Below are 25,626 nucleotides of genomic sequence, written 5' to 3'. Positions count from 1 at the left end.
GCCTTTGTCCGGATGAATGACATGAAGCGGGAAATTGATTTGATTCTGACAGCCGTTCTAAGGAATAGGACCGATCGGGAAGAAGAAGCACTGTATCAATTGCTTGAAGAAGAAATCGATTGGGGTTTTGTTGCAGGACAACTGGCCCATCACCGTTTGAGCGGTTACTTCTGCAGCGGTTTACGGCAGGACCAAGCCAGGAAGCTTTTCCCGGAGTTCAAGAAAACGCTGGAGCTTATTGTAAAAGCTCAAAGAAGACAAACCCAGGAAATTAACGATATCATCCTTCCGGTTCTACAGGAGCTGGAACAGCAGCATATCCGTTATGCGGCCCTGAAAGGCCTGGTCTTTAATGCGACCCTTTACCAAATGGGCGACAGGCGCTCTAATGACAGCGATCTGCTGGTGTATGAAGAAGATTTGGACAGACTTGACACGATTTTACGGAACTTCGGGTACAAGCAGTCATTGCTGCCCAATAATGAATTAATAGAAGCCAGCCGGAAAGACAAACTGATTCAACGCTTAAACTATCACGATCTGGTGCCTTATGTAAAAAAGATAGATTCCGATTTTGTTGATTTTCATGAGATTGATATCAATTTTCATTTTGATTCCAAGTATAACGATGTAACTAAGCTGGTTCTTGATTATGGAACCGTGCATTACCAATACGGGGACAGGGGATTTTTGGGGCTGCCCTGGGAGACGAATCTGGTCCATTTGTGTGTTCATTTTTTCAGGGAAGGTTCCAACTCCTTATGGAGCAGCGGACGCAGAGATGTTGTTCTATATAAGCTGATCGATATTGTGAATACGATCCGCTCTAATACGGATACGGATAAATGGAACGGATGGATGACGGTGATTGAACGGCTGCACCTTCGGAAAGCTGCGTATTATACGCTTTACCATGTGAATGAATTTTACAGGAATCTTGTTCCGTCCGGCGTTCTGGAGCAGTTGAAGCCTTTCGAAGCCGATTATATCGATGAAATAATGGTTTCCGGCAAGAATCAAGTGGTTAAAAGGGAAAACTCTTTCCATTCGATGGCTTTCAATTTGAAATTTAAAATGCAGGAAGAGTTGAAATGACGACACTCCACATTCCTTTGCTGCCGGAGACGCATAATTATGCGGGGGATTTAATTAAAGCTTTGTGTTTTGCAGCAAGCGAAATCCTTCAGATTCAATTTCAAAACGGTCTGCTCCAAATCGAGACGGCGGAGCGGGTCGATTCGGAGGAATTGACCCGCAAAATCGAGAAAATTCTCAAGCAATTTGAACGAAACCGGAGCGGCTTGCTGGATGAGATTGTGGCGGAAAAAAGCTCCCCGGCGAGTATGGTTTTTTACAACCCCAACGGCTTTGACAGCATCCAGCAATATGGCAACGGATTGATTTCCTTAAAGGGTGAAGCCCTTCAATTGCTAAACGGTTTTGATGCCGTATTCAGGCGGTTTGCCCTGAAGCTTGGGGCAGTGGAAATGCGATATCCCACGCTGCTTCCGTTGGAGGCCATCAAAAAGACAGCGTACCTGCGAACGTCTCCTCAATACTCCAGCTTCGTTTGCCATCCCCAAGAGGATATAGACGTGCTTCTCAATCTGTATAAATCCGCCGACAGAAACCAAACGCTGAACGACCTTGAGGCACCCCGTTATGTTCTGTCTCCTGCTGCCTGCTTTCACTGCTACATGGATCTTGAAGGCTCCCGGTTAAGTGCACCTACCGTAATTACGACAAGACAAAACGTGTTCCGCAACGAAGGGCGGTTGAACTGGGATGATTTTGGCAGGCTGCGTGATTATGAGGTGAGGGAGCTTGTCTTTGTGGGGAATTCCGAATTTGTTGAACGATGCCGAAGCGCGGTTATTGAGCAAGTCGTGGCCTTTCTTTCTGAAGTCGGCTTATCATTCCGGCTATGCGCCGCGCATGATCCCTTCGTTGTTCCGGCGATGCAGAAATTCAAAAAAATTCAGCATGAGGAAAGAAGTAAATACGAGCTTCAGCTTGAGTGTAAGCCCAACCAGTATTTAGCGGTGGCATCCTTTAATATTCACGGCAAAGCATTTACGGGCCCATTTGATATCAAGGTTAATAATGAGGAACTTAGCGTGACCGGCTGTGTCGGCTTCGGACTGGAGCGATGGGTTTTGGCTGCCTTAAGCCAATGGGGACCGAAGCCCCGGAGTTGGCCGGAGCCGGCCAAACAATTGCTTGAACAAGGAGGACTAAACGGTGAATTTTGCTGAAACTGTAATAGAAAGCTACAAGAAGGTACTGGAGGACTATCCTGTAAAATTAGAGCCTTCTTTAGAAGCTGCCCTTGGCGCCGAATCCGGCCTGGATTCGTTGGGGCTTGTCAACCTGATGATAGAAATCGAAGAAAGCTTGGATATTTCACTGGAAAGCGTATTAATCGAAATTCGAAGCAGTCAAAAACTGTCGGATATTGTGCGGTTGGTTGAAAAAGCTTACCAGGCGGTGGGGAAATGAGCTTGATTCAGATCCACGGGCTGCGAAAGCATTATAAGCTGAAGCGTAAAGAGAAAAGTGGGTTTAAAGGGGCCGTCCGGAGTTTTTTTTCTGGAAGCTATGAGTTGAAGGAGGCGGTTAAAGACCTTTCATTCTCCATTGACTCCGGAGAGATGGTCGGGTTTATCGGTCCCAATGGGGCCGGTAAATCGACAACGATCAAGATGCTGACCGGAATTCTCGTTCCCAGCTCGGGAGAACTTTATGTGAACGGTAAAATCCCCTATAAAAATCGGATGGAAAATGCAGCAGATATCGGCGTGGTATTCGGGCAACGAACTCAGTTATGGTGGGATCTCCCTTTGTCGGAATCCTTGGAGCTATCCAAATACATATATAAAATACCGGAATCGGACTTTCGTAAGAACCTGAGGTTTCTGAGTGATTTGCTGGATACGGGCTCATTCATGAATACACCCGTAAGGCAGCTAAGCCTGGGGCAGCGCATGAGAGGAGACCTGCTGGCGGCCTTGCTTCACAACCCGAGCATTCTTTTTCTTGATGAACCAACCATCGGTTTGGACGTTATCGCGAAAGAAAAGATCAGGGATCTTCTGGTAAATATCAACAGAGAAAAAAAGGTCACGGTTATGCTGACCACTCATGACATGAAGGATATCGAAAAAACATGCAACCGAATGATTATCATCGACAAAGGTCAGCTTGTATATGACGGAGGAATGGATCAGATTAGAAAAAACTACGGAAAGTACCGAAAGCTGATCGTTGAATTTCATTCCATTAGCCATATTCCCGGCATTCCCGGGGTGGAAGTAACCCGGTTGGAAGGCATGCGGGTGTCCTTTCGCTTTCATAAGGATGAGATTAGTGCGGCGGCGCTGCTTGTCGAGCTGTCCAGATACAACGAAGTGACGGATTTGACAATTGTAGAGCCGGAAATCGACCAGATTATTAGAGAGATTTATGTAAATGAGGGCGACCCTAATTATTGTAACAACGTGAAGGTGACTATATGAGGACATATGTGGAATTCATGAGCAGGTCGTTTCGAAGCCATGCTATTTACCGCCTTCAATACTTTCTGGGCTTGTTCAACTCCATATTGACGATTTTTATCGGAGCCGCCATATGGGATGCGGTTTATGGAGGCAGGCAAATATTTGAAGGGATTACACGGGAAGAAATGATCACATATTCCGTTTTGGGAATGATTATGCGCGCCATGCTCTCCATGAATGAATTCGTGATCGATCATAAGGTTCACACCGGCGAGATTGCAGCCGATTTATTGCGGCCTGTCCGTTTCCTCGATTACATATTCTCTATAGTCCTGGGAGAAGTCCTCTACAACATATGGACTAAGGTTCTGCCTGTACTGATTTTGGCATTTCTCATTTTTGACCTTGTCGTTCCCGAGCAAACAGTGTTTATTGTACTGTTTGTAGTGAGCCTGGTATTGAGTTATTTTGTCTTGTACAGCTTTAATCTCATTGTTTGGCTGTCTGCTTTCTGGGTTCATCATACATGGAGCATCGTTACGATTAAGAATGCGCTGATTTTGCTGTTGTCGGGTGCCGTAATACCGCTATGGTTCATGCCCGATTGGATGGCGGATATACTGGCATGGCTGCCGTTCAAGGCTATTTACTTTACACCATTAAGTATTTATCTTGGGAAGGCAACTTTACATGAAATATGGTCGTTGTATATCGGTCAGGTTCTATGGATTGCCGTGCTCTTGACCATCGGGTGCTTAATTTGGAGAAAAGCCCAGTACAAGCTGGTTATCCAAGGGGGATAAAAAGATGCGGAACTCTTTTCAAAAACACAGCCTGTCCGGTTATTTCGTATTGTATTTCCGCTTTCTGAAAATGACGATGATGTCCCGAATGCAGTATAAACTGGATACGTTTCTGCTGTCTCTTGCTGTTTTAATAAGAGAATGTGTGACCATAATATCGCTGTATCTGATTCTGCAGAAATTTTCTGAAATCGGAGGATGGGATATTGGTGAGCTTCTATTTCTGTATAGTTTTGTATTTTTGACTTACAGTATATGCATTTTAGTTTTTACCGGCGTTCGGGATTTTGAAGGAATTGTCCATCAGGGGGAGTTTGACGGATATCTAACCAAACCGGTTGCTCCTTTCTTTCAGGTAATCGCACGAAAGTCGGATGTAATGGCAACCTTGGGGCATGGCACATTAGGCCTCCTTTTGTTCTTTTATTCGTACAGCAGGCTTCAACTTTCACTGTCGCTGGAGAACGTGCTGGCTATTGTCTTAGTACTGATCGGAGGAACTTTAATTCAAGGGGCCTTGCTTTTGTTCTCTGCCGTTATGACTTTCTGGACTACCAAATCGGGGCAGATTCAGGAGCTGTTGTTTTATCAAATGAGAGGATTTATTGCGTATCCGTTGTCCATCTATCCAAAGCTGATCAAATGGATTCTCACATTCTGCATCCCCCTGGCTTTCGTCAATTATTATCCCTCCCGTTTTTTTATCGCAGAGCGGCATCACTGGATTTGGATATTCCTCACTTTATTTGTCGGCATAGCCGTTTTTATTGGTTCCTTACTTTTTTGGAAGACGGGTCTTAAACATTATGAAAGTACAGGGAATTAATCGGAAACGAGGTGCCGGAAATGAGGAAGGTTATTGTTCAGTTAAAGCCCAATCGCGACAATTATACGGTTGATTATATCAGTTGCTTTGAGAAGCCCTTGGGAATAGCCATCGAAAGCCTGCAGCCCGGATGGGGAAATTTATTCTATATTTGCTTGAAACTAATGAGGGCCTACTATAATCTGACTGATAACTCCGATGAGATTTTTCAATACACCCGTGAAATGATGCCCCGTTTCGGACTGAAGCTGAAAACGCTCGCCTTGTCCGATGATTTGATCTCTTCTATAAAGGCGGAGATTGATCTGCATAATCCGGTATTCGTACCGGGGAATTTACGGGAATTATTCTATTCCTATCATTATAAGACCTCCGATTGGGAGCATTTGTTCCTGATTAAGGGATACGACGACGATAAGAATATTTTTTTCGTGCTGGATGGCTGTCAAAAGAAGACGGAGGAACAAAAATACGAGGAATTTGCCATTCCCTTCGATGTTGTAACAGCCATGTATGAGTCTTATAAGGCGGTTTATCCGCTTCATGAAGTGTATGCCATGGAAAAAAACGGCCGCAAACCCCTTCACGAAACAAGCATCATACTGGATTGTATTGATTTTCTTGCCTCTGGGCTGTATGAACAGCCTTACAGGGAAATAACGTTAATGGATCAGCCCTTGGCCGATCCCATTACCGCCGCTTCCATTAGCTTGCCTTTGTTTAAAATTGTGAAGCACAAAGAAGTGGCCTATACCGAACTGATTAATCATTTGAAAGAATACTTTGGCCAAGCCCAGAGTGTCATACAGGAGCTGATGGCCGCGAAGAACGATTTGATCGGGGAATGGAACTTGGTCATCAACAGCTACATTATTAACGCCGTGCGCAAAAAAAACTTCGATATCGTGGAGAAAACCGCTACTGCGGGAGAAGCGGACCGGCGCATGCGCCATTGTCTGATAGACGTCGGAGAGGAATGGAAGAGATTGAATCCGGACGGCTGCAAGGAACATGACACTATGGCCAGCCAATTTCTGCTGGAAAACAACGAGGACGGCATCATCGCCTTTGATGGCAATAAAGCCCGCTTTATCTTTAGAGGAGACAAGTTGTATAACTGCTGGATTTCCGACAACTCGCCAAAAGCGATGTATCGGCAAACGGAGTTTCTGAGGGGGGACTTTCATTTGTCCATGCAAATGGAAGTGCTTCCTTATCATGATGACGTATTATTTCAGTCCGGGATTGTTTTCCGCACGGTATTAGGTGAGCTCTATTATTGGGGAATGATTAACGGAACCGCTGTGATGCTCTCCAAAATTGGAGACTTTCGGGCTTTGTGCAGCACGGAGTTCCAGGGTAACAGCGTCAACGGCATCGTATTGTATATCAGGAAACGCAAGGAGAGTTATACGTTCGGGTTTGCCCGGAAGGACGGGACTGAAGACATGGAAGTGCTGGCCACAAGCGGGATCGGCGAAATCGTGCAAATCGGAATCGGCTGCAAAACCTGGGATAAGGCGGCTCCGCTGCATATTGAATTCAGTATAGGCACCCTATTCATTTAGGAATATTTTAAGGAATTAGGATGGGTCAAGTAAAGCTCTCGGAGTAGTTTCTAACATAAGAATTTACTCATTCTTTTATAATTGACATAATTTAATGTCACTGAACAATTCATTGACTGGTGACAATGCCAGTTGTGTTTTTCGATTTAACGAACAACTTTAATGTGAATTGATTGAAGTTGACTGTAAACAGTGTTATTCTAACTCTTCAGTACATCTAATAATAGTCACAAATAATAGTCAGAAATTTAGTTATAAAGAAAGGTAATCCTATGATAAAAGTTGAAAACTTATCCTTCGCATTTCCGCAAAAAGAACTATATAAAAACATTTCATTTACGCTTGAAGAGGCAGAACATTGCGCTTTTATTGGAACGAGTGGCAGCGGGAAAAGCACACTGATCGATATATTGATGGATCCAGAAAGATATTTGTATGAGGGCAGATTAGAGATAGACCCAACTTGCACAATTGGGTATGTAAGTCAGTTCTCTCAACCAGACAAATCTCAAGAAACAACAGTTTTTGAATATATCGGCGAAAAGTTTATTAAGATTCAAAATGAAATAAACTCTATTCTCACTGAAATGGAGACAGCCACAGATATTGATCCGTTGCTTGAAAAGTATCAATTAGCTTTAGATGCATTTGATGCAATGGGCGGGGATGATTACGAAAGCAATATTAATAAGAAACTAAATCTGGCAGACCTCATGAAGCTCAAAGATGTTAGGGTATCTGATCTGAGTGGCGGGGAATTCAAACTTATTCAGGTAATGAAGGAAATGCTTAATAGTCCAGAATTGATGATTATGGATGAACCTGATGTATTTTTGGATTTTGAAAACCTTAATGCGCTTAAACATCTAATTAATTCTCACAAAGGAATTCTGCTGGTTGTTACGCACAACCGTTATTTATTGAATCATTGTTTCAACAAAATTATTCACCTTGAAAACATGGAGATCCAAGAGTTTGACGGGCGATATATTGAATATAACTTCTTCTTACTTCAAACTAAAATTGAGCTGCAAGAACTCGCAGTCGCTGAAGAGGAAGAAATTAAGAGAAACGACAATATCATCGATAATCTTAGAGCTATCGCAACTTATAATTCCGAAGCATCCAGAGGGAAAGCATTAAAAGCCAGGGTTAAATTTCAGGAAAGATTGGAAGCGCGCAGAATTAAAGCACCCTTCGTAGATATTAAGCAACCGGATATCAGTTTTGGTGTGGATCATGAAATAGTTGAAGATACCGTTGTTATAAATGTTAATGATTATAGTATTGCCTTTGATGAGCTGCTTTTAGAAAATGTTAACTTTGAGATAAAATCTACGGATAAAGTAGCCCTTATCGGTCCAAACGGCACCGGTAAAACGACTTTACTCCGGGAGATTTATAAAAATAATCATGATTCCATTGAGATCAATGCTGATGTTAAAGTGGCTTATTTATCTCAGCTTCAAGGCGAAATGCTGAAGGATTCCAATACTATTCTTGAGGAATTCATCGAGGCCGGTTTTACAACTTATGATGAGATTAGAACGTATCTCTCAAACTATGGCTTTGAAGGAGAAATTGTTAATCAAAAGATAGAATCTATGTCCGGCGGAGAAAAAAACATGCTTCAATTGGCTAAAGTTGCTGCCAGTAAAGCAAACGTATTGCTTCTTGATGAACCGACAAGCCATTTAGACACCTATACACAAATAGCACTGGAGAAAGCCATTGGGGACTATAAGGGTGCGATTCTCATGATCTCTCATGATTTCTATTCTGTGGTGAATGGTATGGATTATGTCCTGATCATTGACGATAAGACCATTAGAAAAATGAGTATGCGAAAATTCAGAAAGATGATTTATGCCAGTCATTTTGATAAAGACTACTTAGAAACTGAACAACAGAAAAAATCAGTGGAAACAAAAATAGAAGTGGCTTTAAAAAATACTGATTTTGAACTGGCAAAAGGTTTGGTTGAAGAGCTAGAAGAGCTGATTAAGCTGCTCTAAATCCTAATCCCCGGATTGAAATAATAGGGCTAAAGTGAATGAGTCTGAGTCCAACGATGAAATAAGATGTTGGTGGAAAAGTATCAACAATAATGACACTGATGAATAGGATCTCAGTGTCTTTTTACTATATTGATTTCTTGATAACTATAGTGAATTTATGGGAAAACGGCTATATGGGGTGCCAGCCAGGCGGGAGTACAGATAAGGGGGGGCTGGATGTACAAGATTGGGACGTTTGCCAAAATGAGCGGTGTGACGGTAAAGACACTGCGGCATTATGATGAACTGGGCTTGTTAAAGCCTGCGAGAGTAGACAAAGAATCGGGATACCGTTTTTATACGGCGGAGCAACTGCTTACTATCCGTCGTATCTCGGGGTTCAAAGAACAAGGATTAACGCTCGAAATGATGCGCCCGTTGTTGAGCGGACCGGTCTCTCTGGCACTGGCGGAGCGTACGTTGCTTAGTAAGCGGAAGGAGCTGGAGCAACAGATTCAGGAGGCTCAGCGGCAACTTGCAGAGATTAATGAGCGTATCGTGAAGATTGAACGGCATGCGGCGGAGGGTGCAGCGGAAGGAGGAATCTCGCTGCGAAGCGTGGAACCAGTTCTCGTTGCTTCCATCCGCGGGATTTTGCCTCAAACCCAACTGTGTCTGATACTCGATGAACTTAAGCAGTATGTCCGCTCACAGGGCGAAAAGTCAGATCTCAACCTAACCATCATCTGGCATAGGCGGGCTGACCGCGTCGAAGAGCCTTCGGATATCGAGGTCGCTATTCCTGTTTCTAAGGAGATACCTGAGAGCGGCAGGGTGAAGGTTCATCAATTGTCTGGAATAAAGGAAGCAGCCTTCTATACCCACAAGTGCGACCCCTATAAGGACAATTGCAAAGCAAGTGAGGTGGTTCGGTTATGGATCGCTGAAGAGGGATACGGGCTGTGCGAGGAAATTCCGGTACGAGAGGTTTATTTGACGCCTGACAAAGAAATCTACGGCCAGCTCCGAATGGCTGAGGTAATTGTACCAATCGATCGGGCTTAAAAAAGATAGCGATACACTCTTGACCCTCCCCTTCTGGGGAGGGTTTATTATGGCATCAACCAAATGATAAGGAGTGGATCTACATGTATATAAAACGTCTGGAAGGTAAAATCGCTATTGTAACAGGAGCCAGCCGGGGGATCGGCAGAGGGATTGCACTGCGCCTCGCAGCTGAAGGTGCGCTTGTCGTTGTACATTACGGCACACGGCGAGATGCTGCGGATGAGACTGTCAACGTTATCGAAGCAACGGGTGGCAAAGCCTTCGCCGTCGGTGCAGATCTCAATACCTTGGACGGAGTCGATCGGCTGCTTAAGAGTTTGGATGAGGAGCTCATTCGCAGGACAGGCAGCAATCAATTCGATATTCTGGTCAATAATGCAGGCATTGGCACATCCTCGTTATTTGAAGAGACGAACGAAGGAGAGTTCGATCAGCTGTTCGCAGTCAATGTCAAAGCGCCGTTTTTTCTCGTACAACAATCGCTTGGACGACTGAGGGACGGTGGTCGTATTATCAATATCTCATCTGGAGTGACACGTATTGCCTATCCGAGTATTCTGGCCTATAACTTAACTAAAGGGGCCCTCAATACATTCACCTTGCACCTGGCCAAGCTTCTGGGTCCACGTGGGATCACCGTTAACTCCGTCATGCCGGGCATCGTCGATACGGACGTCAATGCTCCGTGGCTGCATACAGAAGAAGGACGTAAGTTTGCCGGAGAGATGTCCGCGCTTGGACGTGTCGGTGAACCATCTGATATCGCGGACATCGTTGCTTTCACGGCGTCGCCAGACGGTCGATGGGTGACGGGACACATGCTGGATGCGACCGGCGGGTCGCATCTGTAAACGGTAGTGCTATTGCGAAAATCCTTTGAATGGTGCCAAGTTCTTTACCGAGAAGCATGAGCAGCTTGATGAATTCCTTGCAAGCCAGAAATAACGTTACAGGATAAGCATAAATGGAGGTCCCGGGGATGCTTTTTGATCACCGGGACTTTTTTCGCGCAGGTGTGCAGGGGTTAAATTCACTGGAGTAATTCGGAGGCCGTCGTAAGTTATAGATAGCACAAAATCGATTTTTCGATCCAATACATAAATTCTGTGGCCGGATGTTCTTGTTCAAAACCTTTCATTCTCAAATACAGGTCCATTCCATCCGAAACATCATGCCATAAATCCGTAAACACAAAATCATAGTTCTCCTTGGACATATGTTCTTGTGCGTATTCAAACGCATCGGACTGGATGATCTTTATTTTTTGACTGTTTTTGAATTGAGGCAAAATATATTGCTTAAATAATTGAATAACATGTTCATTATTTTCAACAACCGTAACACGTTCAACCTGATTTTTTTCAGAGATCATATAGGCATAATAGCCGAGTCCCAGTCCAAACGTCAGTACATTACCAAAAGCTTTAGCGACAGGATCTTTCATGGTTTCAATTTCATTCGGCGTGATGGTCATCCATATTCTGTTGTTCTCTAAAATGGCCGGAAACATAAAGTCCGTTTCAAAGAAACCAATCTGCGGGATTTGCCTGCCTTCCTGTGTTGTGATGATATCATTGCAGACAAAGCCTTCGTAAGGCTTGTATTGTTCATATTTGAGTTCACTATTGCCGATCCGGATTGCAGGTATCTTGATATTCATAAAATACGGATTGTTATAGTATTCATTAGGATCAAGTTTATGGATCATTTTGGTGAAATAGTTGTTGAACAGATCCTTATCCTCAGGATTATCAACAATATCCAGTCCTAAAGCAGCTGCGAATACAACGCTAAAAGCATACTCCGCAGAGACCCCATAGTTAACAATCTCCTCAATGTCCTCTTTACTGATGAAATCCGATGTATGGTTTAGATAAACGCTTAATAAAGCGAAAAGCCGATGGTCCTCTTCTGTAATGTTGTCTGGTATTACTTTATTACGTTCCATATTCTCTCCTGTTGGTATGCAGATTTTTAATGCCGTTAATGTTAATATATCATACGCCTGTCAAGGACCAGCATATACAGAGGATGTGCGCAATGGCTTTATTTTTGGGACAGGGTTAGTCGGCCGCCCGCCAATTGACAGTCCTCCGGCCTATACCTATAATGTAAATCAGATTATGAAAGCTGTTTCATTTCTGGCTGGAAGTTATGTCTCTGTGAGCTGAAACCCACTTGATCAAGCGGGTTTCATTTTGTTTTTTTAGCGTATTTTCGTTCCCAAAAAGGAGAAGACATGGACACAACGTTCTGTAAAATATTGGTGGTAGACGATGAGATGCTGGTCCGGCAGGGAATTATCCATCTGCTGGACTGGGAAGGGGAAGGGTTTCAGATTGCGGGTGAAGCCTCCAACGGAAGAGAAGCGCTGGAATTAATTGAGATACAGCGGCCGCATATCATCCTGACGGATATCGTTATGCCCGTCATGGACGGGGAGGAGCTGATCCGGCTCGTCAAGGGGATGTATCCGGAAATTGAAGTGATCGTGCTCAGCAGCTTCAGTGAGTTCGAATATGTGCGTTCGACCTTCCAGAGCGGGGTCGCCGATTATATTCTGAAGCCTAAGCTGGAGGCGGCTTCTCTGCTAGCCGTTCTGAAAAAAACCGCGCAGCGGATTCCGCAGCTTCAGCACGTTGACTGGAGAAGCAACAAGCGGCAGTCTGCGGACTATATACTGGACAAGCTGGTTAGCGGCTATCCGGTTGAGTATGAGGCAGATGCGCTCCAGACGATGTTTCCTTTTCCGGAGTTTGTGCTGCTGCTTGCGGATACGGGGGACGATCTAGCTGCCATTAGCCGCAAGGAAGAGTGGCTGGAGAGCAGCATCCGTTCCCTGCTGCAGAGCGGCGGCAGCCGGGTAACCTTCCGCCGTCTGTCTCCGCTGGAGGGGCATGTCCGCTTGCTCTTTAACCTGGCCGGGGAGGAGCGGGAGGCTCTTATGCAGCTGGCAGAGCAGATATTCGCAGCCGGTATCCGGGCTAATATGTTCCTGAATCTGGCGGTCAGCCGAACCTTTACGGAGCTGGAGGCGCTGCATACCATCTATGCGGATGAACTGGTGCAGCTGCTGGACCGCAGATTCTTCATGCCGGAACGCTGTCTGCTGGTCGATCATGGCGGGGAGGTGCAGCCGGGACCGGTCTTTGACCAGGAGGTCTTCGCTGCAGAGCTGAACCGGCAGGAGTTCGATCAGGCTTTTACCCGGTTAAGTAGCTATGTATCCTCTATGTCCGGCCGCCGCGATACGGGAGTGTCCGAGTTCAAGTCCCTCCTGTGCCACAGCATTTTTCAGATCATCGGCATGCTGCTGCAATTCCATTATGAGGCCCGTGCCCTGGATGACAGTAAATATGAGTACTTCCGCTCCATCCATGAAGCCCGGCATATCGGGGAGACAGAGGAGCGGCTGCTGCAGTTTCTGCAAGATGCGACCGAATGCGTTACGAAGAACCGTGGCGGTACACCGGCGATGCAAAAGATTCTCCTGTATATCGATGAGCATTCTTCACGCCAGCTTACGCTGACGGAAGTCGCCCGGGAATTTCATTTTAACCCGTCCTATTTGTCGAATTATTTTACCCTGCACAATAAGGAAGGCTTCAACGAATATTTAAACCGGGTGCGGATCGGAAAAGCCTGTCTGCTGCTGAAAGAGAACCCGAGTCTGTCAATTGCCGAGATCAGCAGTCTTGTGGGGTATTCAGACCACAGCTATTTCACCAGAGTATTCCGTAAGCTGATGGGGATTTCGCCCAGCCAATACCGGAAGGGATAATGCAGGAGTTGGAAGGAGCCCGAAATGGGATTAATGGAAAATTGGCTCAGAAAGCTTAGGGACCAGAGTCTGTTCAGCAAAATTTTTGTCGTCATGGTCATCAGTATCGTGCTCGTTACAGTGCTGATTACCACGGTAACGGCGCAAATGTCGCAAAGGCTGTTTGTACAGACGTTCAGTATTACCAATTCAAAAATCATCGACCAGATTAAAAGTGCACTGGATAACTCACATTATACTACCGTGAATACAGCAATAAATGTCGGACAGAGCGGCGTCATCCGCAGCTTCATGACCGAGAAGGACGGCAGCTCGCTGACTAATTTCCGGCGGTACTACAGCATGCGCGATCAGATGGACCGTATTCAGTCTGGTGTCGGGGCTGCTAATATCGGCCTGTCCATACTGGGAGGGAACGGCAGAAGCTATACCAGCGATGTGACCTACTGGTCCGGCTCTTCCGAGCAGCTGAGGAACAATCCGATTACAGCGGCTGCGCAGGAGCAGGGCGGGAAGCTGTTTTACAGCTTTATGGACGCAAGCCCCCTGAATTCAGAGAGCCGGTATCTGGTTGCCGCCAAGGCGCTGACTGCACCCGGACTTACAGAGCCGTATGGCACGTTGTACATGTTCACGCGCGAGAGTGATTTCCGCAAGAACTACGCCAGCTTTACGAGTAAGGGCAATGATGTCATGTTTCTGGATACGGCGGGACGGATTGTATCGAGCAACCGGACGGAGCAGGTCGGCAGCCTGTCTCCCGAGCTCCTGAACAGCGCGAAGCAGATTGCCGAATCGGGGCTTGCCAGCCAGGAGCTGACACTCGGCGGGCGGGAAGTCATTGTGCTGGCTGATTATCTGCCGTCCTATAACTTTTATATTGTGAATCTGATTGATAAGAATGAGACGATCGGCACGCTGTTTGATAAAAAGATGCTTTTTCTGATTGGCGGGGCGATTGCAGCGGTTGCGCTGCTCCTGATCTATTTCCTGACCAAACGGCTGACGAAGTCCCTGCGCACGCTGGTCAAAAAAATGTCCAATGTGACCAAAAAGAATTTCCATAACTATATGGCTGTCACCGGCAGCTATGAAACAAGACAGCTGAGTACAGCGTTCAACTACATGCTCAGGGAGCTGAATGATTATGTTGCCCAGCTGGTAGAGACGCAGAAGGAGCAGCGCAATGCGGAGCTGGCCGCTCTGCAGCAGCAGATCAATCCCCATTTTTTGTACAATACACTGGCGTCGGTCAATATCCTGGTGCAGCGGGGCAGCAAGGAGCAGGCGACAGAGACGATTCATGCCCTGATTTCGCTGCTGCAGAATACGATCAGCAATGTTAAAGAAACGATTACAGTAGAGGACGAGCTGATCAACCTGAAGCATTATGTATTTATCAACCAGGTGCGTAACGGCAACCGGATCAAGGTGGAGACTTTTGTCTCACCGGACTGCATGAGCGCCAAGGTACCCAAGCTGATTCTGCAGCCTTTTATTGAAAATGCCTTCTTTCACGCCTTCAATATCAAAAGCTCGGGCTATATCTATGTCACCATCATGAAGGACAGGGATATACTGCACTGCGAGGTGGTGGATACGGGTGACGGTATGGATCTGGACAACAAAGAGACCATCCCCGCCTCCACAAGCAGCCGCCAGCTGTTCAGCGGCATCGGCATCCGCAATGTCCATGACCGCCTGCTGCTGCTGTACGGAGAACCGTATGGCGTATCCATCTCAAGCACCCCGGGGCAAGGGACAAAGGTCTCTATCAGAATACCGTGTTAAGCAGCGCATTGAAAATTTGATTTTGCAGCATAATATAACAGCTACGCCGCAAGCCGGCGCCGCATACCGGCGCCGGCTTCTTGCATCTGCGGAGCCTGTTTCACCTAAAAAAAGTGCGAAAGGGGAAAAATAATGCTAATCTGTGGACCGTGGAAGCGGATACAGTAGACAATATTATCACTATTTTAACTAAAATCATTTCTATCGAAATAAGCATCCGGGATGATATTCTTTAAAAGAAAGCACTTTCAAATACATGTTAGGGGGATATACATCATGAAGAAAAAAGCTACCGCGCTTCTGCTCGCCGGATTTATGCTGCTGACAGCATGCTCCAGCAACTCCAATACCAAAAACGAGGCCAATACCGGAACGGAAGGGAATGCAGCGGGCTCCCAGAAAATCACAGTGTGGGCATGGGACAAAAACTTCAATATCGCTGCAATGAATCTGGCTAAGGATGCTTATGTGGCAAAAAATGCGGATGCGCAAATCGAAGTTGTTGAATATGCGCAGGATGATATTATCCAGAAGCTTAACACAGGACTTAACTCCGGGTCCGCTTCCGGTCTGCCTAACATCGTTCTGATTGAAGATTACCGTGCACAGAGCTTCTTGCAAACGTATCCAGACGCTTTTCAGGAACTGGGAGATGCCATTAAAACTACTGACTTCGCCGAATACAAGCTTGGACCAACCAGCTTTGGCGGCAAGCAATACGGCGTACCGTTTGACTCCGGTGTTGTAGGCCTCTATGTCCGCACAGATTATCTGCAGGAAGCAGGCTATACAGTTGACGATCTGCAGGATATCGACTGGCAGCAGTACATTGAAATCGGTAAAGCTGTTAAAGCCAAAACAGGCAAAGACATGCTGACCCAGGACCCTAACGATCTGGGGCTGATCCGCATGATGATCCAGTCCGCAGGCTCCTGGTATCTGAAAGAAGACGGTACAACACCTGACCTGAAAGACAACGCGGTTTTGAAAGAAGCATTCGAAAGCTACAAAGAGCTGATGAATGCCGATATCGTTAAAGTCAACTCTGACTGGAGCTCGTTCCTTGCCGGCTTCAACAGCGGTGACGTTGCCTCCGTTCCTACCGGTAACTGGATTACACCTTCGGTGAAAGCTTCTGCTGACCAGTCCGGTAAATGGGCGGTTGTACCTTTCCCTAAACTCAAAAATGCAGCAAACTCTGTACACGCATCGAACCTCGGCGGCAGCTCCTGGTACGTGCTTAACAATGACGGCAAAGAAGCAGCTGTCGAATTCCTGGGCGCAACACTCGGCTCCGACGTTGCTCTGTACCAGAAGCTTGTAACCGATGTAGGCGTTGTAGGAACATACAAACCTGCTGCTGAAGGCGAAGCTTACGGTGCAGCTGATGAATTCTTCGGCGGACAAAAGGTTATCGCTGACTTTGCAAAATGGACAGCTGAAATCCCTAACGTAAACTACGGCCTGCACACTTATGCCATTGAGGATATTCTCAAGGTTGAAATGCAGAACTTCCTGAACGGTACGGAGCTGGACAAAGCGCTTAGCGATGCACAGTCCCAGGCTGAGTCCCAGATCCAGTAAAATGTAACATCTGATTGATCCGCTGTCCTCCCAACCTGCCGTCTAGTGCCAGGGCGGAGGACGGCGGATTCTCCTTTTAACAAGATTTACGCCTGCATAGAGAAAGGAATGAGAGTTGTGAACCATACCATACGCAACCGCGCTAAGCTTACCGGCTGGTTATTTATTGCCGGGGCCGTCCTCATGATCTGTCTGTTTTATTTCTATCCGATGATTCAGGCACTGCTGCTCTCGTTCAAAACGGGCGCAGGGGCTAATCTTCACTTCGACGGGTTAGCGAATTACAAGCGCCTGCTGAGTGATAAAACCTTTTTTACCGCCGTCAAGAATACCTTCTTGTTCCTGATTGTGCAGGTGCCAGTTATGATCGTGTTTGCGATGATGATTTCGGTACTTCTGAATGACAGCAAGCTGCGCTTCAAAGGCTTTTTCCGTACTGCGATCTTCCTGCCTTGCGTAACCTCACTTGTAGCCTACTCCGTTGTATTCAAATATCTGTTTGGAAATGACGGTCTGATCAACCTGGCTTTATTGAACATGCACATCCTGTCTGAACCCATCCAGTGGATCTCCGATCCTTTCTGGGCGAAAGTTACCATTATTATCGCCATTACCTGGCGCTGGACGGGATACAATATGATCTTTTTCCTCTCCTCGCTGCAAAACATCGACAGTTCCATTTATGAAGCTGCACGGATTGACGGTGCTTCGGGCCCGAGACAATTTTTCTCGATTACCGTACCGCTGCTCAAACCGATCATTCTCTTTACGTCGATTACCTCGACAATTGGTACCCTGCAGCTGTTCGATGAAATTATGAATATAACCAAGGGAGGTCCCGGAAACGCGACGCTCTCCATTTCCCAATATATTTACAATCTTTCGTTTAAGTACACGCCTGACTTTGGATATGCTGCTACTGTATCGTACTCCATCGTTATCATGATCATTGTATTGGCCTTCCTTCAAATCAAACTGGCAGGTGATGATAAATAATGAGAACTTTACGCCGTGCCCCAATTTATGTTTTTCTGTCCTTTGTAGCGTTTGTTTCGATTTTTCCGTTTCTGTGGATGATTATCAGCGCGACAAATCTTTCAGTAGACGTAACCCAGGGAAGAATGTTACCCGGTACGCATCTGTTTGACAATATCCGGAAGCTGACGGAGTCCATCAACCTTGTACCTGCCCTGTGGAATACACTCAAAATTGCCCTGACAACAACGGTTCTGGCCCTGCTGGTTGCCTCCCTGGCCGGATACGGATTTGAAATTTACCGCAGCAAAGCGAAAGATATGGTCTTCAATCTGTTATTATTATCCATGATGATCCCTTTTGCCGCGCTGATGGTTCCGCTGTATCAAATGTTCTCCAAACTGTCGGCTGCTGCTCCGCTTATCGGGGTTAACACAGTCGCTGCGGTTGTCCTGCCGACGTTCACTACGGCGTTCCTGATCTTCTTCTTCCGTCAGAGCTCGAAGATGTTCCCGCGGGAGCTGCTGGAAGCCGGACGGATCGACGGATTATCGGAGCTGGGTCTGTTCTTCAAAATTTATATTCCGACGATGAAGACTACCTACTCTGCTGCCGCAATCATCACGTTCATGTCCAGCTGGAATAACTACCTCTGGCCGCTGATCGTGCTGCAGACCCCGGAGAAACGGACCATTCCGCTGCTGATCTCGAACCTGGGCTCCAGCTACTCCCCGGATTTCGGCGTGATTATGGCTGCAGTTGTCATCTCTACACTTCCGACAGCAATTGTCTTCTTCCTGATGCAGAAGCAGTTCGTTGCCGGTATGGTGGGATCCGTGAAATAATTATATGTTCTGAAGGAGGAAATGAAATTGGCAGTTACTCCAAGCTTGAGCTGGCTGGAAGATCCGGGTACCTTCAAGGTGAACCGGGTGGAGGCTCATTCGGACCATCGTTACTATAATAATATGGCTGAGGCAGAGGCCGGTGCGCCGATGGATATGCGCTACAGCCTGAACGGGAGCTGGAAATTCAGCTATGCACCAAATCCGGCGAGCCGTGTAGAAGCGTTTTATAAGGAGGACTATAATTGCACCGGCTGGGACAATATTCAGGTTCCCGGACATATCCAGCTGCAGGGCTACGGCCGGCCGCAATATGTCAATACAATGTACCCGTGGGATGGATTGATTGATCTCCGCCCGCCGCACATCTCTCCAGAGCATAATCCGGTCGGCAGCTATGTAAAGGAATTCCGCCTGCCGGAGAATATGGAGAACGGACCGCTTTTCATCTCCTTCCAGGGTGTGGAGTCGGCCTTCTATGTCTGGCTGAACGGCGAATTCGTCGGCTATGCCGAGGACAGCTTCACTCCGTCCGAATTTGACCTGACCCCGTTTATGCGGGCGGGCAAAAACAAACTGGCCGTTGAAGTGTATCAGCGGAGTACCGGGGGCTGGCTGGAGGATCAGGATTTTTGGCGGTTCTCCGGGATTTTCCGTGAGGTCTATTTGTACACTGTTCCGAAGGTTCATATCCGTGATCTTGAGGTGCGGGCGGAGCTGGATGATTCGTATACGAAAGGCAGCCTGAACGTAACCATGCGGCTGCTGGATACGCCGCAGGAAGCAGTCAGCGCCAAGCTTGAGCTGAAGGACCGGGACGGTGAAGTCTGTCTGAGCACTGATGGAGCCTTTAACGGACAGGTGCTTATGCTTTCTGGAGAAGTGGCAGATGTTCTGACCTGGAGTGCGGAGAATCCTTATCTCTATACGGCTTGTATCTCGCTAACCGGTGCAGACGGGACGGTTGTGGAAGCCGTTGTACAGAAAACCGGCTTCCGCCGGTTCGAAATGAAGAACAAGCTGATGTGCATCAACGGCAAGCGGATTGTCTTCAAAGGCGTCAACCGCCATGAATTCAACTGCCGTACCGGCCGGAATATCACCCGCGAAGATATGCTGTGGGATATCCGCACACTGAAGCGCAGCAACATCAACGCCGTACGAACTTCGCATTATCCGAACCAGACATTATGGTATGAGCTGTGCGATGAATACGGCATTTATGTCATCGACGAGATGAACCTTGAGACGCACGGATCCTGGCAGAAGATGGGCGCGGTTGAGCCGTCCTGGAATATTCCGCACAATGACCCGAAATGGCATGATATCGTGCTGGACCGTGCGATTAATATGGTCGAGCGGGACAAGAATCATCCGTCCATCCTGATCTGGTCCTGCGGTAATGAATCCTATGCAGGCCAAGTCATTCTGGATGTGGCGAACTGGTTCCGCAGCCGGGACAACAGCCGTCTAGTTCACTATGAAGGCGTGTTCTATGACCGCAATTACAATGCGACAAGCGATATGGAGAGCCGGATGTATGCGAAGCCGGCTGACATTGAGGAATATCTGAACGCTAGCCCAGACAAGCCTTATCTCAGCTGCGAATATATGCATGCGATGGGTAACTCTGTCGGAGGTATGCATAAATACAACGAGCTTGAGAACAAGTACCCGATGTACCAGGGCGGCTTCATCTGGGATTACATTGACCAGTCGATTCTGAAGAAGGACCGCTATGGTAACGAGTTCTTCGCTTATGGCGGCGACTTTGGCGACCGTCCGACGGATTACAGCTTCTGCGGCAACGGCATTGTTTATGCCGACCGCCAGTGGACACCGAAGATGCAGGAGGTTAAATTCCTGTATCAGAACTACAAGCTTGCGCCAGACCGGACAGGTATCCGGGTAATGAATGAAAGCTTGTTCGCAGGAACGGATCATCTGGCACTGGAATACAGCTTGTACTGTGACGGTGAACTGCTTGGCAAGTGGACTGCTGAAGTTAATGCAGCTCCGCAAAGTGAAGTGCTGGTACCGATTGAGCTTCCGCAGACAGAAGGAACTCCGGGCGAATACAGCATCCAGGCTTCTCTGGTACTGAAGGAAGAAGAGCTTTGGGCCGAAGCGGGATATGAAATTGCCTTTGGCGAGTATATCTTCAATGTGGAAGCTGAACGGGCTGAACTGCCTGCAGGCGCAATCAAAGTAGTACAAGGAGATGTGCAGATTGGCGTAATTGGCGAAGGCTTCACCGTAATCTTCTCCAAACAGGTCGGATCGCTGGTGTCGCTGAACTACCATGGACACGAAATGATTGAGGCACCTCCGGCTCCGCTGTTCTGGCGTGCGACTACCGACAACGACAAGGGAACCCAGCTCGGGTACCATGGCGGAAGCTGGTATGCGGCAAGCCTGGCCCGCAAATGCGTTGAGGTCAGCCTTGAGCAGCAGGAAGGTGCAGTAACGGTAAGCTTCGATTACCGGTTCAGCATTCATGAAGAGCTGGCGCTCAAGACAGCTTATACCGTCTACGGCGACGGAACAGTAAGGGTACGTACACGTTATACTGGCGCTGCCGGACTTCCGGACCTGCCCATCGTGGCGTTATCCTTCAAAATGTCAGCGGATTACAATCAGTCGGAATGGTATGCGATGGGACCTGAAGAGAACTACATCGACCGTGCGTTCGGCGCCAGACTTGGCGTGTTCAGCCGGAAGGTGCAGGATCTGCCGTCACGTTACCTGGTGCCGCAGGAATCGGGTAACCGTACCGGTGTACGCCGTGTGAAGATTACCGATAACACAGGAATCGGACTAAAGATCACAGCTCCGGCAAGCGCTCCTGTAGAGTGTACGTTGTCTCCTTATACTGCATTCGAGCTGGAGCATGCCGCACATCCGTTTGAGCTCCCGCCGGTTCACTACACTGTAGTGACAGTAGCCGGAAGACAAATGGGCGTAGGCGGTGATGACAGCTGGGGCGCACCGGTGCATAAGGAATATACGATTCCGGCCGAGCAAAACCTTGAATATGAGTTCTTCCTTTCCAGTGTGGGAACGGGAGAAGAATAGCGCATTAAGCGTATTTTATAACCACAAACCGGTCTTAGTCCTGAATTGCAGGGGACTAAGACCGGTTTTGTTTTACAGGTAATTATAACCATGATAAATTATAAAAGGGACAAGCGCCCCGGAAGTTAAATCCAATAATCGAAGTGTCCGCGTTAAAGGTAAAATCCCCGAAAGAGGATGACACAAAGCCATGGGTCTAAAGCCGAGGATAGAAGGTCATGATCGCCAGGCTGCATAGGGATATCTATGATTAACGCAAGGACCCGAAAGGGGAACTACATGAAGAAGGTTTCAAAAACAGTAGGTACAATTATGGCTGCAGGTGTATTACTGCTGTCCGGAACGGCGGGCTGGATGCCTGGTCCTGAAGTAGCCTCAGCAGCAACAACAGCTGCCAAAACGCCTACCGTGGATCAGGTCATCGGCAAAGTAACGGCAGCTGCCAAAACGCTGAAGAATTTCCATCTGGATGTGATCAAGAAACAGGATATTCAGACCGGTGGAGTGCGGATCAGCAACACCAACACGCTGAAGCTGGATATCAACCGTTTGCCGAATTTTGCAGCTGCAGGCTACGTGGATATCAGTTTACTGGAAACATCCTACGATTCATATGCCAATGATAAGGAATTCTACTATCTTGTAGACGGAAGCGAACTTATTGCTGATTCTGAGGATACAGCCGCAGATACCGGAGAAAACGGAGAGGTTAGCAGCTCTGATGCAGTAACAGACGGCGACGGAGAGCCCATCGATCCTGAAGCACAGTATTGGCTTGGACTGGAGAAGCAGGAATGGGAGTCTTTTTATTCCAAAGCCCAGTATGATCCTGCATCGATGCTGAATTCGGTCAAAAATGTGAAAAAATCGATGAAAGTCACTACTGCCGGCACCCAGACTGTTCTGCAGGTTACGGTAACCGATCCGGCAGCGGCTAAGGGACTCATTACCCTCTATGACCAGGAAAATCTCTGGGACGGTGAGACGCTGGTGCCGAAAAGCGCAACCTGGAAATTATTCCTTAATACCAAGACCTGGCAGACAGAAAAGCTGACCGTTGATCTGAGTTATGCGCTGGCTGCGGACGGAACGAAAGATACATATACCACAAAAATTGAAGCTAAATATTCTAAGAACAACAAGGTTACAACGATTACAAAACCTGCTGAACTAGAAAAATAGAACATTAGAGTTCTTGAGACGCCCAGGTATAGCCTGGGTGTCTTTTTTGTTTGATAGGGAGTGAAATCCAAAAATAGTGGAATTTCTCCCAATGGCAGGTTACTTATGTCCGGGATCCCTAGGTTCTATAATATGAATGCGGTTACATAAAACCGAGTGATTAAGAAAAAAAGGGGAGGCAAAGTATGAAAAGTATGAAACGTGTTTTAGTAGGGATCTCCACATTGCTCGTGATGTCATCTGCTCTCGCAGCGTGCGGCGGTAACTCAAATTCAAACTCGAACTCAAACGCTTCAAGTCCAACTACAGCCCCAGCTGCAAACGCTACCGAAGCTCCAGCAAAGAGCAATGGCGAGAAAGTCACCATCAATCTCTGGAGCTTTACGGATGAGATTCCGAACATGACTAAGAAGTATTTGGAAATTCATCCTGAAGCGAATGTAGAGTTCAAAACTACGGTGATCGCCACCACCGATGGCGCCTATCAGCCGGCTCTTGACCAGGCTCTGGCCGCTGGCGGTAAAGATGCCCCGGATATTTATGCCGCTGAATCGGCATTCGTGCTCAAGTATACACAAGGCGACGCTTCCAGCTATGCCGCTAATTATGCTGACCTGGGTCTGGATGACCAGTTGGTTAAGGATGCGGGCATCGCCCAATACTCCGTAGATATCGGCAGTAAAGAAGGACAGCTGAAGGGTCTTGGCTACCAGGCGACTGGCGGTGCCTTTATCTATCGCCGTTCGATTGCTAAGGAAGTTTTCGGAACAGACGATCCGGCTACAATCAAAACTGAAGTTGGACCCGGCTGGGACAAGTTCTTCGATGCAGCCGCAAAGCTAAAAGCTAAAGGATACGGTATTGTTTCCGGCGACGGGGACATTTGGCACCCGATCGAGAACAGTTCGGACGCAGGCTGGATTGTTGACGGCAAGCTTCACATTGATCCGAAACGCGAAGCGTTCCTTGATCTCTCCAAAAAGCTGAAAGACAATGGCTATCATAATGATACGACAGACTGGACAGAAGCCTGGTACGCGGATATGTCCGGTGCCGGCGCTCAGCCGATCTTTGGCTTCTTCGGTCCAGCTTGGCTCATTAACTACGTAATGAACGGTCAAGTGAAAGACACCAATGGCGACTGGGCTGTAACAGAACCGCCTACAGGCTTCTTCTGGGGAGGCACCTGGCTGCTTGCCAGCCAAGAAGCTGCTAAGGACGATGCCAAGAAACAGGCTGTAGCTGACTTTATCAAATGGGTTACACTCGATACTTCCGATACAGGACTTCAATCATACTGGGCTAACGGCACAATGAAGGAAGGCGAGCAAGGCACGAAGGACAGTGTGGCCTCCGCCGTAGTCATGGGCAACTCCAACGGCGAAGTTCCGCTGCTCGGCGGACAGAACATGTTCGATGTATTCGTTCCGGCTAACGCTAACGCTTCTGGTAAAAACCTGACCCAGTACGACGAAACGATCAATAAGCTCTGGCGCGATCAGACCCGCGAATATACTGCGGGCAACAAAAATCGTGAAAAAGCGATCGAAACGTTCAAACAGCAAGTTAAAGACCAGCTTGGCATTGACAGCGAATAAGATGGAGCAGAAGGGGCGGGCGAGTTTTCCCGCCCCTTCATATCAATTAATGAGGTGAGAGCATGCGCCGCAAAGGTGTCAACTATTCGAAATTCGGCTATATTTTTACCTTCCCGTTTGTCCTGGCATTTCTGATTTTTTCGCTGTATCCCATTTTATATACGGCATTTATCGGGTTCACCAATATGCAGGGATTAATACCGAAACCAATCCATGTTCTGGATAATCCTTTTCAGAACTTCAAAGATCTACTCTTTGATAATGCATCCTTCAGGAAGTCACTGATCAATACCGGGCTACTATGGATTCTCAACTTCGTTCCCCAGATTGCCCTCGCGCTCCTGCTCACTGCATGGTTCACGAATGCGCGTCTTAACATAAAGGGAAAAGGCCTCTTCAAGGTTCTGCTGTATATGCCGAATATTATCACTGCAAGTACGATTGCCGTACTGTTCAGCACTTTGTTTGCCTATCCGATGGGTCCCGTAAACAGTTTATTTCAAATGCTGGGATGGACCGACGCTCCGATTTTCTTCCTTCAGGACAAGACGACGGCACGCGGCGTTGTGGCGTTCATCCAGTTCTGGATGTGGTATGGCAATACTATGATCATTCTTGTGGCAGGCGTTATGGGTATCAACCCCGCGCTCTTTGAATCAGCGGCGATTGATGGCGCGAACGGGTTTCAGACCTTCTTCCGAATCACGCTGCCAAGTCTGCGGACGATATTACTATTTACTTTGATTACATCGATGGTCGGCGGTCTGACCATGTTCGATATTCCGCAGCTGTTCCTTGCAGGCGGACCGGATGACTCCACCCTTACCACGTCAATGTTTATATATGGGCAGGCATTCAAGGGCAGCTATATGTATAATCGCGCTGCAGCGGCGAGTATGATTATGTTCGTAATTTCGGGAGTTTTATCAGGATTCCTCTTCTACCTGATGCGCGACCGTGATGAGGCGAAATTGAAAAAAGCGCAAAAAAACTATAGAAAAGCGGCCAAAGCAGCAGCCGTGAGGGAGGTGTAACC

The 25,626-nt window shown here is 47.3% G+C and carries 20 protein-coding genes and 1 riboswitch; of the genes, 19 read left to right on the top strand and 1 reads right to left on the bottom strand.

What is annotated here, in order from left to right; all coding sequences use genetic code 11:
- Positions 1-12 precede the first annotated feature (12 nt).
- From AQR02_RS27630 to AQR02_RS27585, 10 genes are all read left to right on the top strand, one after another.
- Complete coding sequence (locus tag AQR02_RS27630; protein ID WP_054943547.1) at positions 13-1,095, top strand: nucleotidyltransferase family protein; 1,083 nt, start codon at positions 13-15, stop codon at positions 1,093-1,095.
- Complete coding sequence (locus tag AQR02_RS27625) at positions 1,092-2,255, top strand: class-II aminoacyl-tRNA synthetase family protein (RefSeq protein WP_054943546.1); 1,164 nt, start codon at positions 1,092-1,094, stop codon at positions 2,253-2,255. The genes AQR02_RS27630 and AQR02_RS27625 overlap by 4 nt, the downstream gene beginning before the upstream one ends.
- Entirely contained in the window at positions 2,242-2,499 is a 258-nt protein-coding gene (locus AQR02_RS27620) for a phosphopantetheine-binding protein (RefSeq protein WP_054943545.1), read from the top strand. Before AQR02_RS27625 ends, AQR02_RS27620 begins: the two co-directional genes overlap by 14 nt.
- On the top strand, positions 2,496-3,515 hold the full coding sequence (locus tag AQR02_RS27615; RefSeq protein ID WP_054943544.1) for an ABC transporter ATP-binding protein: 1,020 nt from the start codon (positions 2,496-2,498) through the stop codon (positions 3,513-3,515). Before AQR02_RS27620 ends, AQR02_RS27615 begins: the two co-directional genes overlap by 4 nt.
- Complete coding sequence (locus AQR02_RS27610; protein WP_054943543.1) at positions 3,512-4,300, top strand: ABC transporter permease; 789 nt, start codon at positions 3,512-3,514, stop codon at positions 4,298-4,300. The genes AQR02_RS27615 and AQR02_RS27610 overlap by 4 nt, the downstream gene beginning before the upstream one ends.
- 4 nt (positions 4,301-4,304) lie before the next feature.
- On the top strand, positions 4,305-5,126 hold the full coding sequence (locus tag AQR02_RS27605; protein ID WP_054943542.1) for an ABC transporter permease: 822 nt from the start codon (positions 4,305-4,307) through the stop codon (positions 5,124-5,126).
- A gap of 155 nt (positions 5,127-5,281) precedes the next feature.
- Positions 5,282-6,694, top strand: coding sequence for a hypothetical protein (locus AQR02_RS27600; protein ID WP_159067858.1), 1,413 nt, complete (start codon positions 5,282-5,284; stop codon positions 6,692-6,694).
- A gap of 272 nt (positions 6,695-6,966) precedes the next feature.
- On the top strand, positions 6,967-8,709 hold the full coding sequence (locus tag AQR02_RS27595; RefSeq protein ID WP_054943540.1) for an ABC-F family ATP-binding cassette domain-containing protein: 1,743 nt from the start codon (positions 6,967-6,969) through the stop codon (positions 8,707-8,709).
- A 219-nt stretch (positions 8,710-8,928) separates the two neighbouring features.
- Positions 8,929-9,756 carry a MerR family transcriptional regulator gene (locus tag AQR02_RS27590; RefSeq protein WP_054943539.1) on the top strand — a complete coding sequence of 276 codons (828 nt, stop codon included), beginning with the start codon at positions 8,929-8,931 and terminating at the stop codon, positions 9,754-9,756.
- Between the two features lie 89 nt (positions 9,757-9,845).
- A complete protein-coding gene (locus AQR02_RS27585) occupies positions 9,846-10,610 on the top strand; it encodes an SDR family oxidoreductase (RefSeq protein ID WP_054943571.1) in 765 nt (254 codons plus the stop codon).
- A 209-nt stretch (positions 10,611-10,819) separates the two neighbouring features.
- Here the strand turns inward: AQR02_RS27585 and AQR02_RS27580 are convergent, their stop codons facing one another.
- Entirely contained in the window at positions 10,820-11,707 is an 888-nt protein-coding gene (locus AQR02_RS27580; RefSeq protein WP_054943538.1) for a spermine/spermidine synthase domain-containing protein, read from the bottom strand.
- A 291-nt stretch (positions 11,708-11,998) separates the two neighbouring features.
- Between AQR02_RS27580 and AQR02_RS27575 the strand changes: the two genes are divergently transcribed.
- From AQR02_RS27575 to AQR02_RS27535, 9 genes are all read left to right on the top strand, one after another.
- On the top strand, positions 11,999-13,540 hold the full coding sequence (locus tag AQR02_RS27575) for a response regulator transcription factor (RefSeq protein WP_054943537.1): 1,542 nt from the start codon (positions 11,999-12,001) through the stop codon (positions 13,538-13,540).
- Positions 13,541-13,573: 33 nt separating this feature from the next.
- Positions 13,574-15,331 carry a sensor histidine kinase gene (locus AQR02_RS27570; protein ID WP_187388834.1) on the top strand — a complete coding sequence of 586 codons (1,758 nt, stop codon included), beginning with the start codon at positions 13,574-13,576 and terminating at the stop codon, positions 15,329-15,331.
- Between the two features lie 276 nt (positions 15,332-15,607).
- The gene (locus tag AQR02_RS27565) at positions 15,608-16,915 is read left to right on the top strand and encodes an ABC transporter substrate-binding protein (RefSeq protein ID WP_054943535.1); all 1,308 of its coding nucleotides are present in this window, start codon (positions 15,608-15,610) and stop codon (positions 16,913-16,915) included.
- 108 nt (positions 16,916-17,023) lie between these two features.
- Entirely contained in the window at positions 17,024-17,911 is an 888-nt protein-coding gene (locus AQR02_RS27560; RefSeq protein WP_054943534.1) for a carbohydrate ABC transporter permease, read from the top strand.
- Positions 17,911-18,735, top strand: coding sequence for a carbohydrate ABC transporter permease (locus tag AQR02_RS27555; protein ID WP_054943533.1), 825 nt, complete (start codon positions 17,911-17,913; stop codon positions 18,733-18,735). Before AQR02_RS27560 ends, AQR02_RS27555 begins: the two co-directional genes overlap by 1 nt.
- A gap of 21 nt (positions 18,736-18,756) precedes the next feature.
- A complete protein-coding gene (lacZ, locus tag AQR02_RS27550; RefSeq protein WP_054943532.1) occupies positions 18,757-21,810 on the top strand; it encodes a beta-galactosidase, LacZ type in 3,054 nt (1,017 codons plus the stop codon).
- 147 nt (positions 21,811-21,957) lie between these two features.
- Positions 21,958-22,048, top strand: a riboswitch (cyclic di-GMP riboswitch).
- 41 nt (positions 22,049-22,089) lie between these two features.
- Positions 22,090-22,992, top strand: coding sequence for a DUF6612 family protein (locus tag AQR02_RS27545; protein WP_054943531.1), 903 nt, complete (start codon positions 22,090-22,092; stop codon positions 22,990-22,992).
- 185 nt (positions 22,993-23,177) lie between these two features.
- Positions 23,178-24,590 (top strand): ABC transporter substrate-binding protein, encoded by a 1,413-nt coding sequence (locus tag AQR02_RS27540; RefSeq protein WP_082452115.1) that lies wholly within the window; start codon positions 23,178-23,180, stop codon positions 24,588-24,590.
- Between the two features lie 62 nt (positions 24,591-24,652).
- Complete coding sequence (locus tag AQR02_RS27535; RefSeq protein ID WP_054943530.1) at positions 24,653-25,624, top strand: carbohydrate ABC transporter permease; 972 nt, start codon at positions 24,653-24,655, stop codon at positions 25,622-25,624.
- Positions 25,625-25,626: the final 2 nt, after the last annotated feature.

This window comes from Paenibacillus ihuae (genome assembly GCF_001368795.1).
Classification (GTDB): domain Bacteria; phylum Bacillota; class Bacilli; order Paenibacillales; family Paenibacillaceae; genus Paenibacillus_AQ; species Paenibacillus_AQ ihuae.
The sequence above is the reverse complement of the archived record's forward strand: the minus strand, read 5'-3'. Positions and strand labels throughout refer to the sequence as shown.

Coding starts and splice junctions, on each gene's coding strand:
- AQR02_RS27630 (WP_054943547.1), top strand. CDS start 13: ATGAATGACATGAAGCGGGAAATTGATTTGATTCTGACAGCCGTTCTA.
- AQR02_RS27625 (WP_054943546.1), top strand. CDS start 1,092: ATGACGACACTCCACATTCCTTTGCTGCCGGAGACGCATAATTATGCG.
- AQR02_RS27615 (WP_054943544.1), top strand. CDS start 2,496: ATGAGCTTGATTCAGATCCACGGGCTGCGAAAGCATTATAAGCTGAAG.
- AQR02_RS27610 (WP_054943543.1), top strand. CDS start 3,512: ATGAGGACATATGTGGAATTCATGAGCAGGTCGTTTCGAAGCCATGCT.
- AQR02_RS27605 (WP_054943542.1), top strand. CDS start 4,305: ATGCGGAACTCTTTTCAAAAACACAGCCTGTCCGGTTATTTCGTATTG.
- AQR02_RS27595 (WP_054943540.1), top strand. CDS start 6,967: ATGATAAAAGTTGAAAACTTATCCTTCGCATTTCCGCAAAAAGAACTA.
- AQR02_RS27590 (WP_054943539.1), top strand. CDS start 8,929: ATGTACAAGATTGGGACGTTTGCCAAAATGAGCGGTGTGACGGTAAAG.
- AQR02_RS27580 (WP_054943538.1), bottom strand. CDS start 11,707: ATGGAACGTAATAAAGTAATACCAGACAACATTACAGAAGAGGACCAT.
- AQR02_RS27575 (WP_054943537.1), top strand. CDS start 11,999: ATGGACACAACGTTCTGTAAAATATTGGTGGTAGACGATGAGATGCTG.
- AQR02_RS27570 (WP_187388834.1), top strand. CDS start 13,574: ATGGAAAATTGGCTCAGAAAGCTTAGGGACCAGAGTCTGTTCAGCAAA.
- AQR02_RS27565 (WP_054943535.1), top strand. CDS start 15,608: ATGAAGAAAAAAGCTACCGCGCTTCTGCTCGCCGGATTTATGCTGCTG.
- AQR02_RS27560 (WP_054943534.1), top strand. CDS start 17,024: ATGAGAGTTGTGAACCATACCATACGCAACCGCGCTAAGCTTACCGGC.
- AQR02_RS27555 (WP_054943533.1), top strand. CDS start 17,911: ATGAGAACTTTACGCCGTGCCCCAATTTATGTTTTTCTGTCCTTTGTA.
- lacZ (WP_054943532.1), top strand. CDS start 18,757: ATGAAATTGGCAGTTACTCCAAGCTTGAGCTGGCTGGAAGATCCGGGT.
- AQR02_RS27545 (WP_054943531.1), top strand. CDS start 22,090: ATGAAGAAGGTTTCAAAAACAGTAGGTACAATTATGGCTGCAGGTGTA.
- AQR02_RS27540 (WP_082452115.1), top strand. CDS start 23,178: ATGAAAAGTATGAAACGTGTTTTAGTAGGGATCTCCACATTGCTCGTG.
- AQR02_RS27535 (WP_054943530.1), top strand. CDS start 24,653: ATGCGCCGCAAAGGTGTCAACTATTCGAAATTCGGCTATATTTTTACC.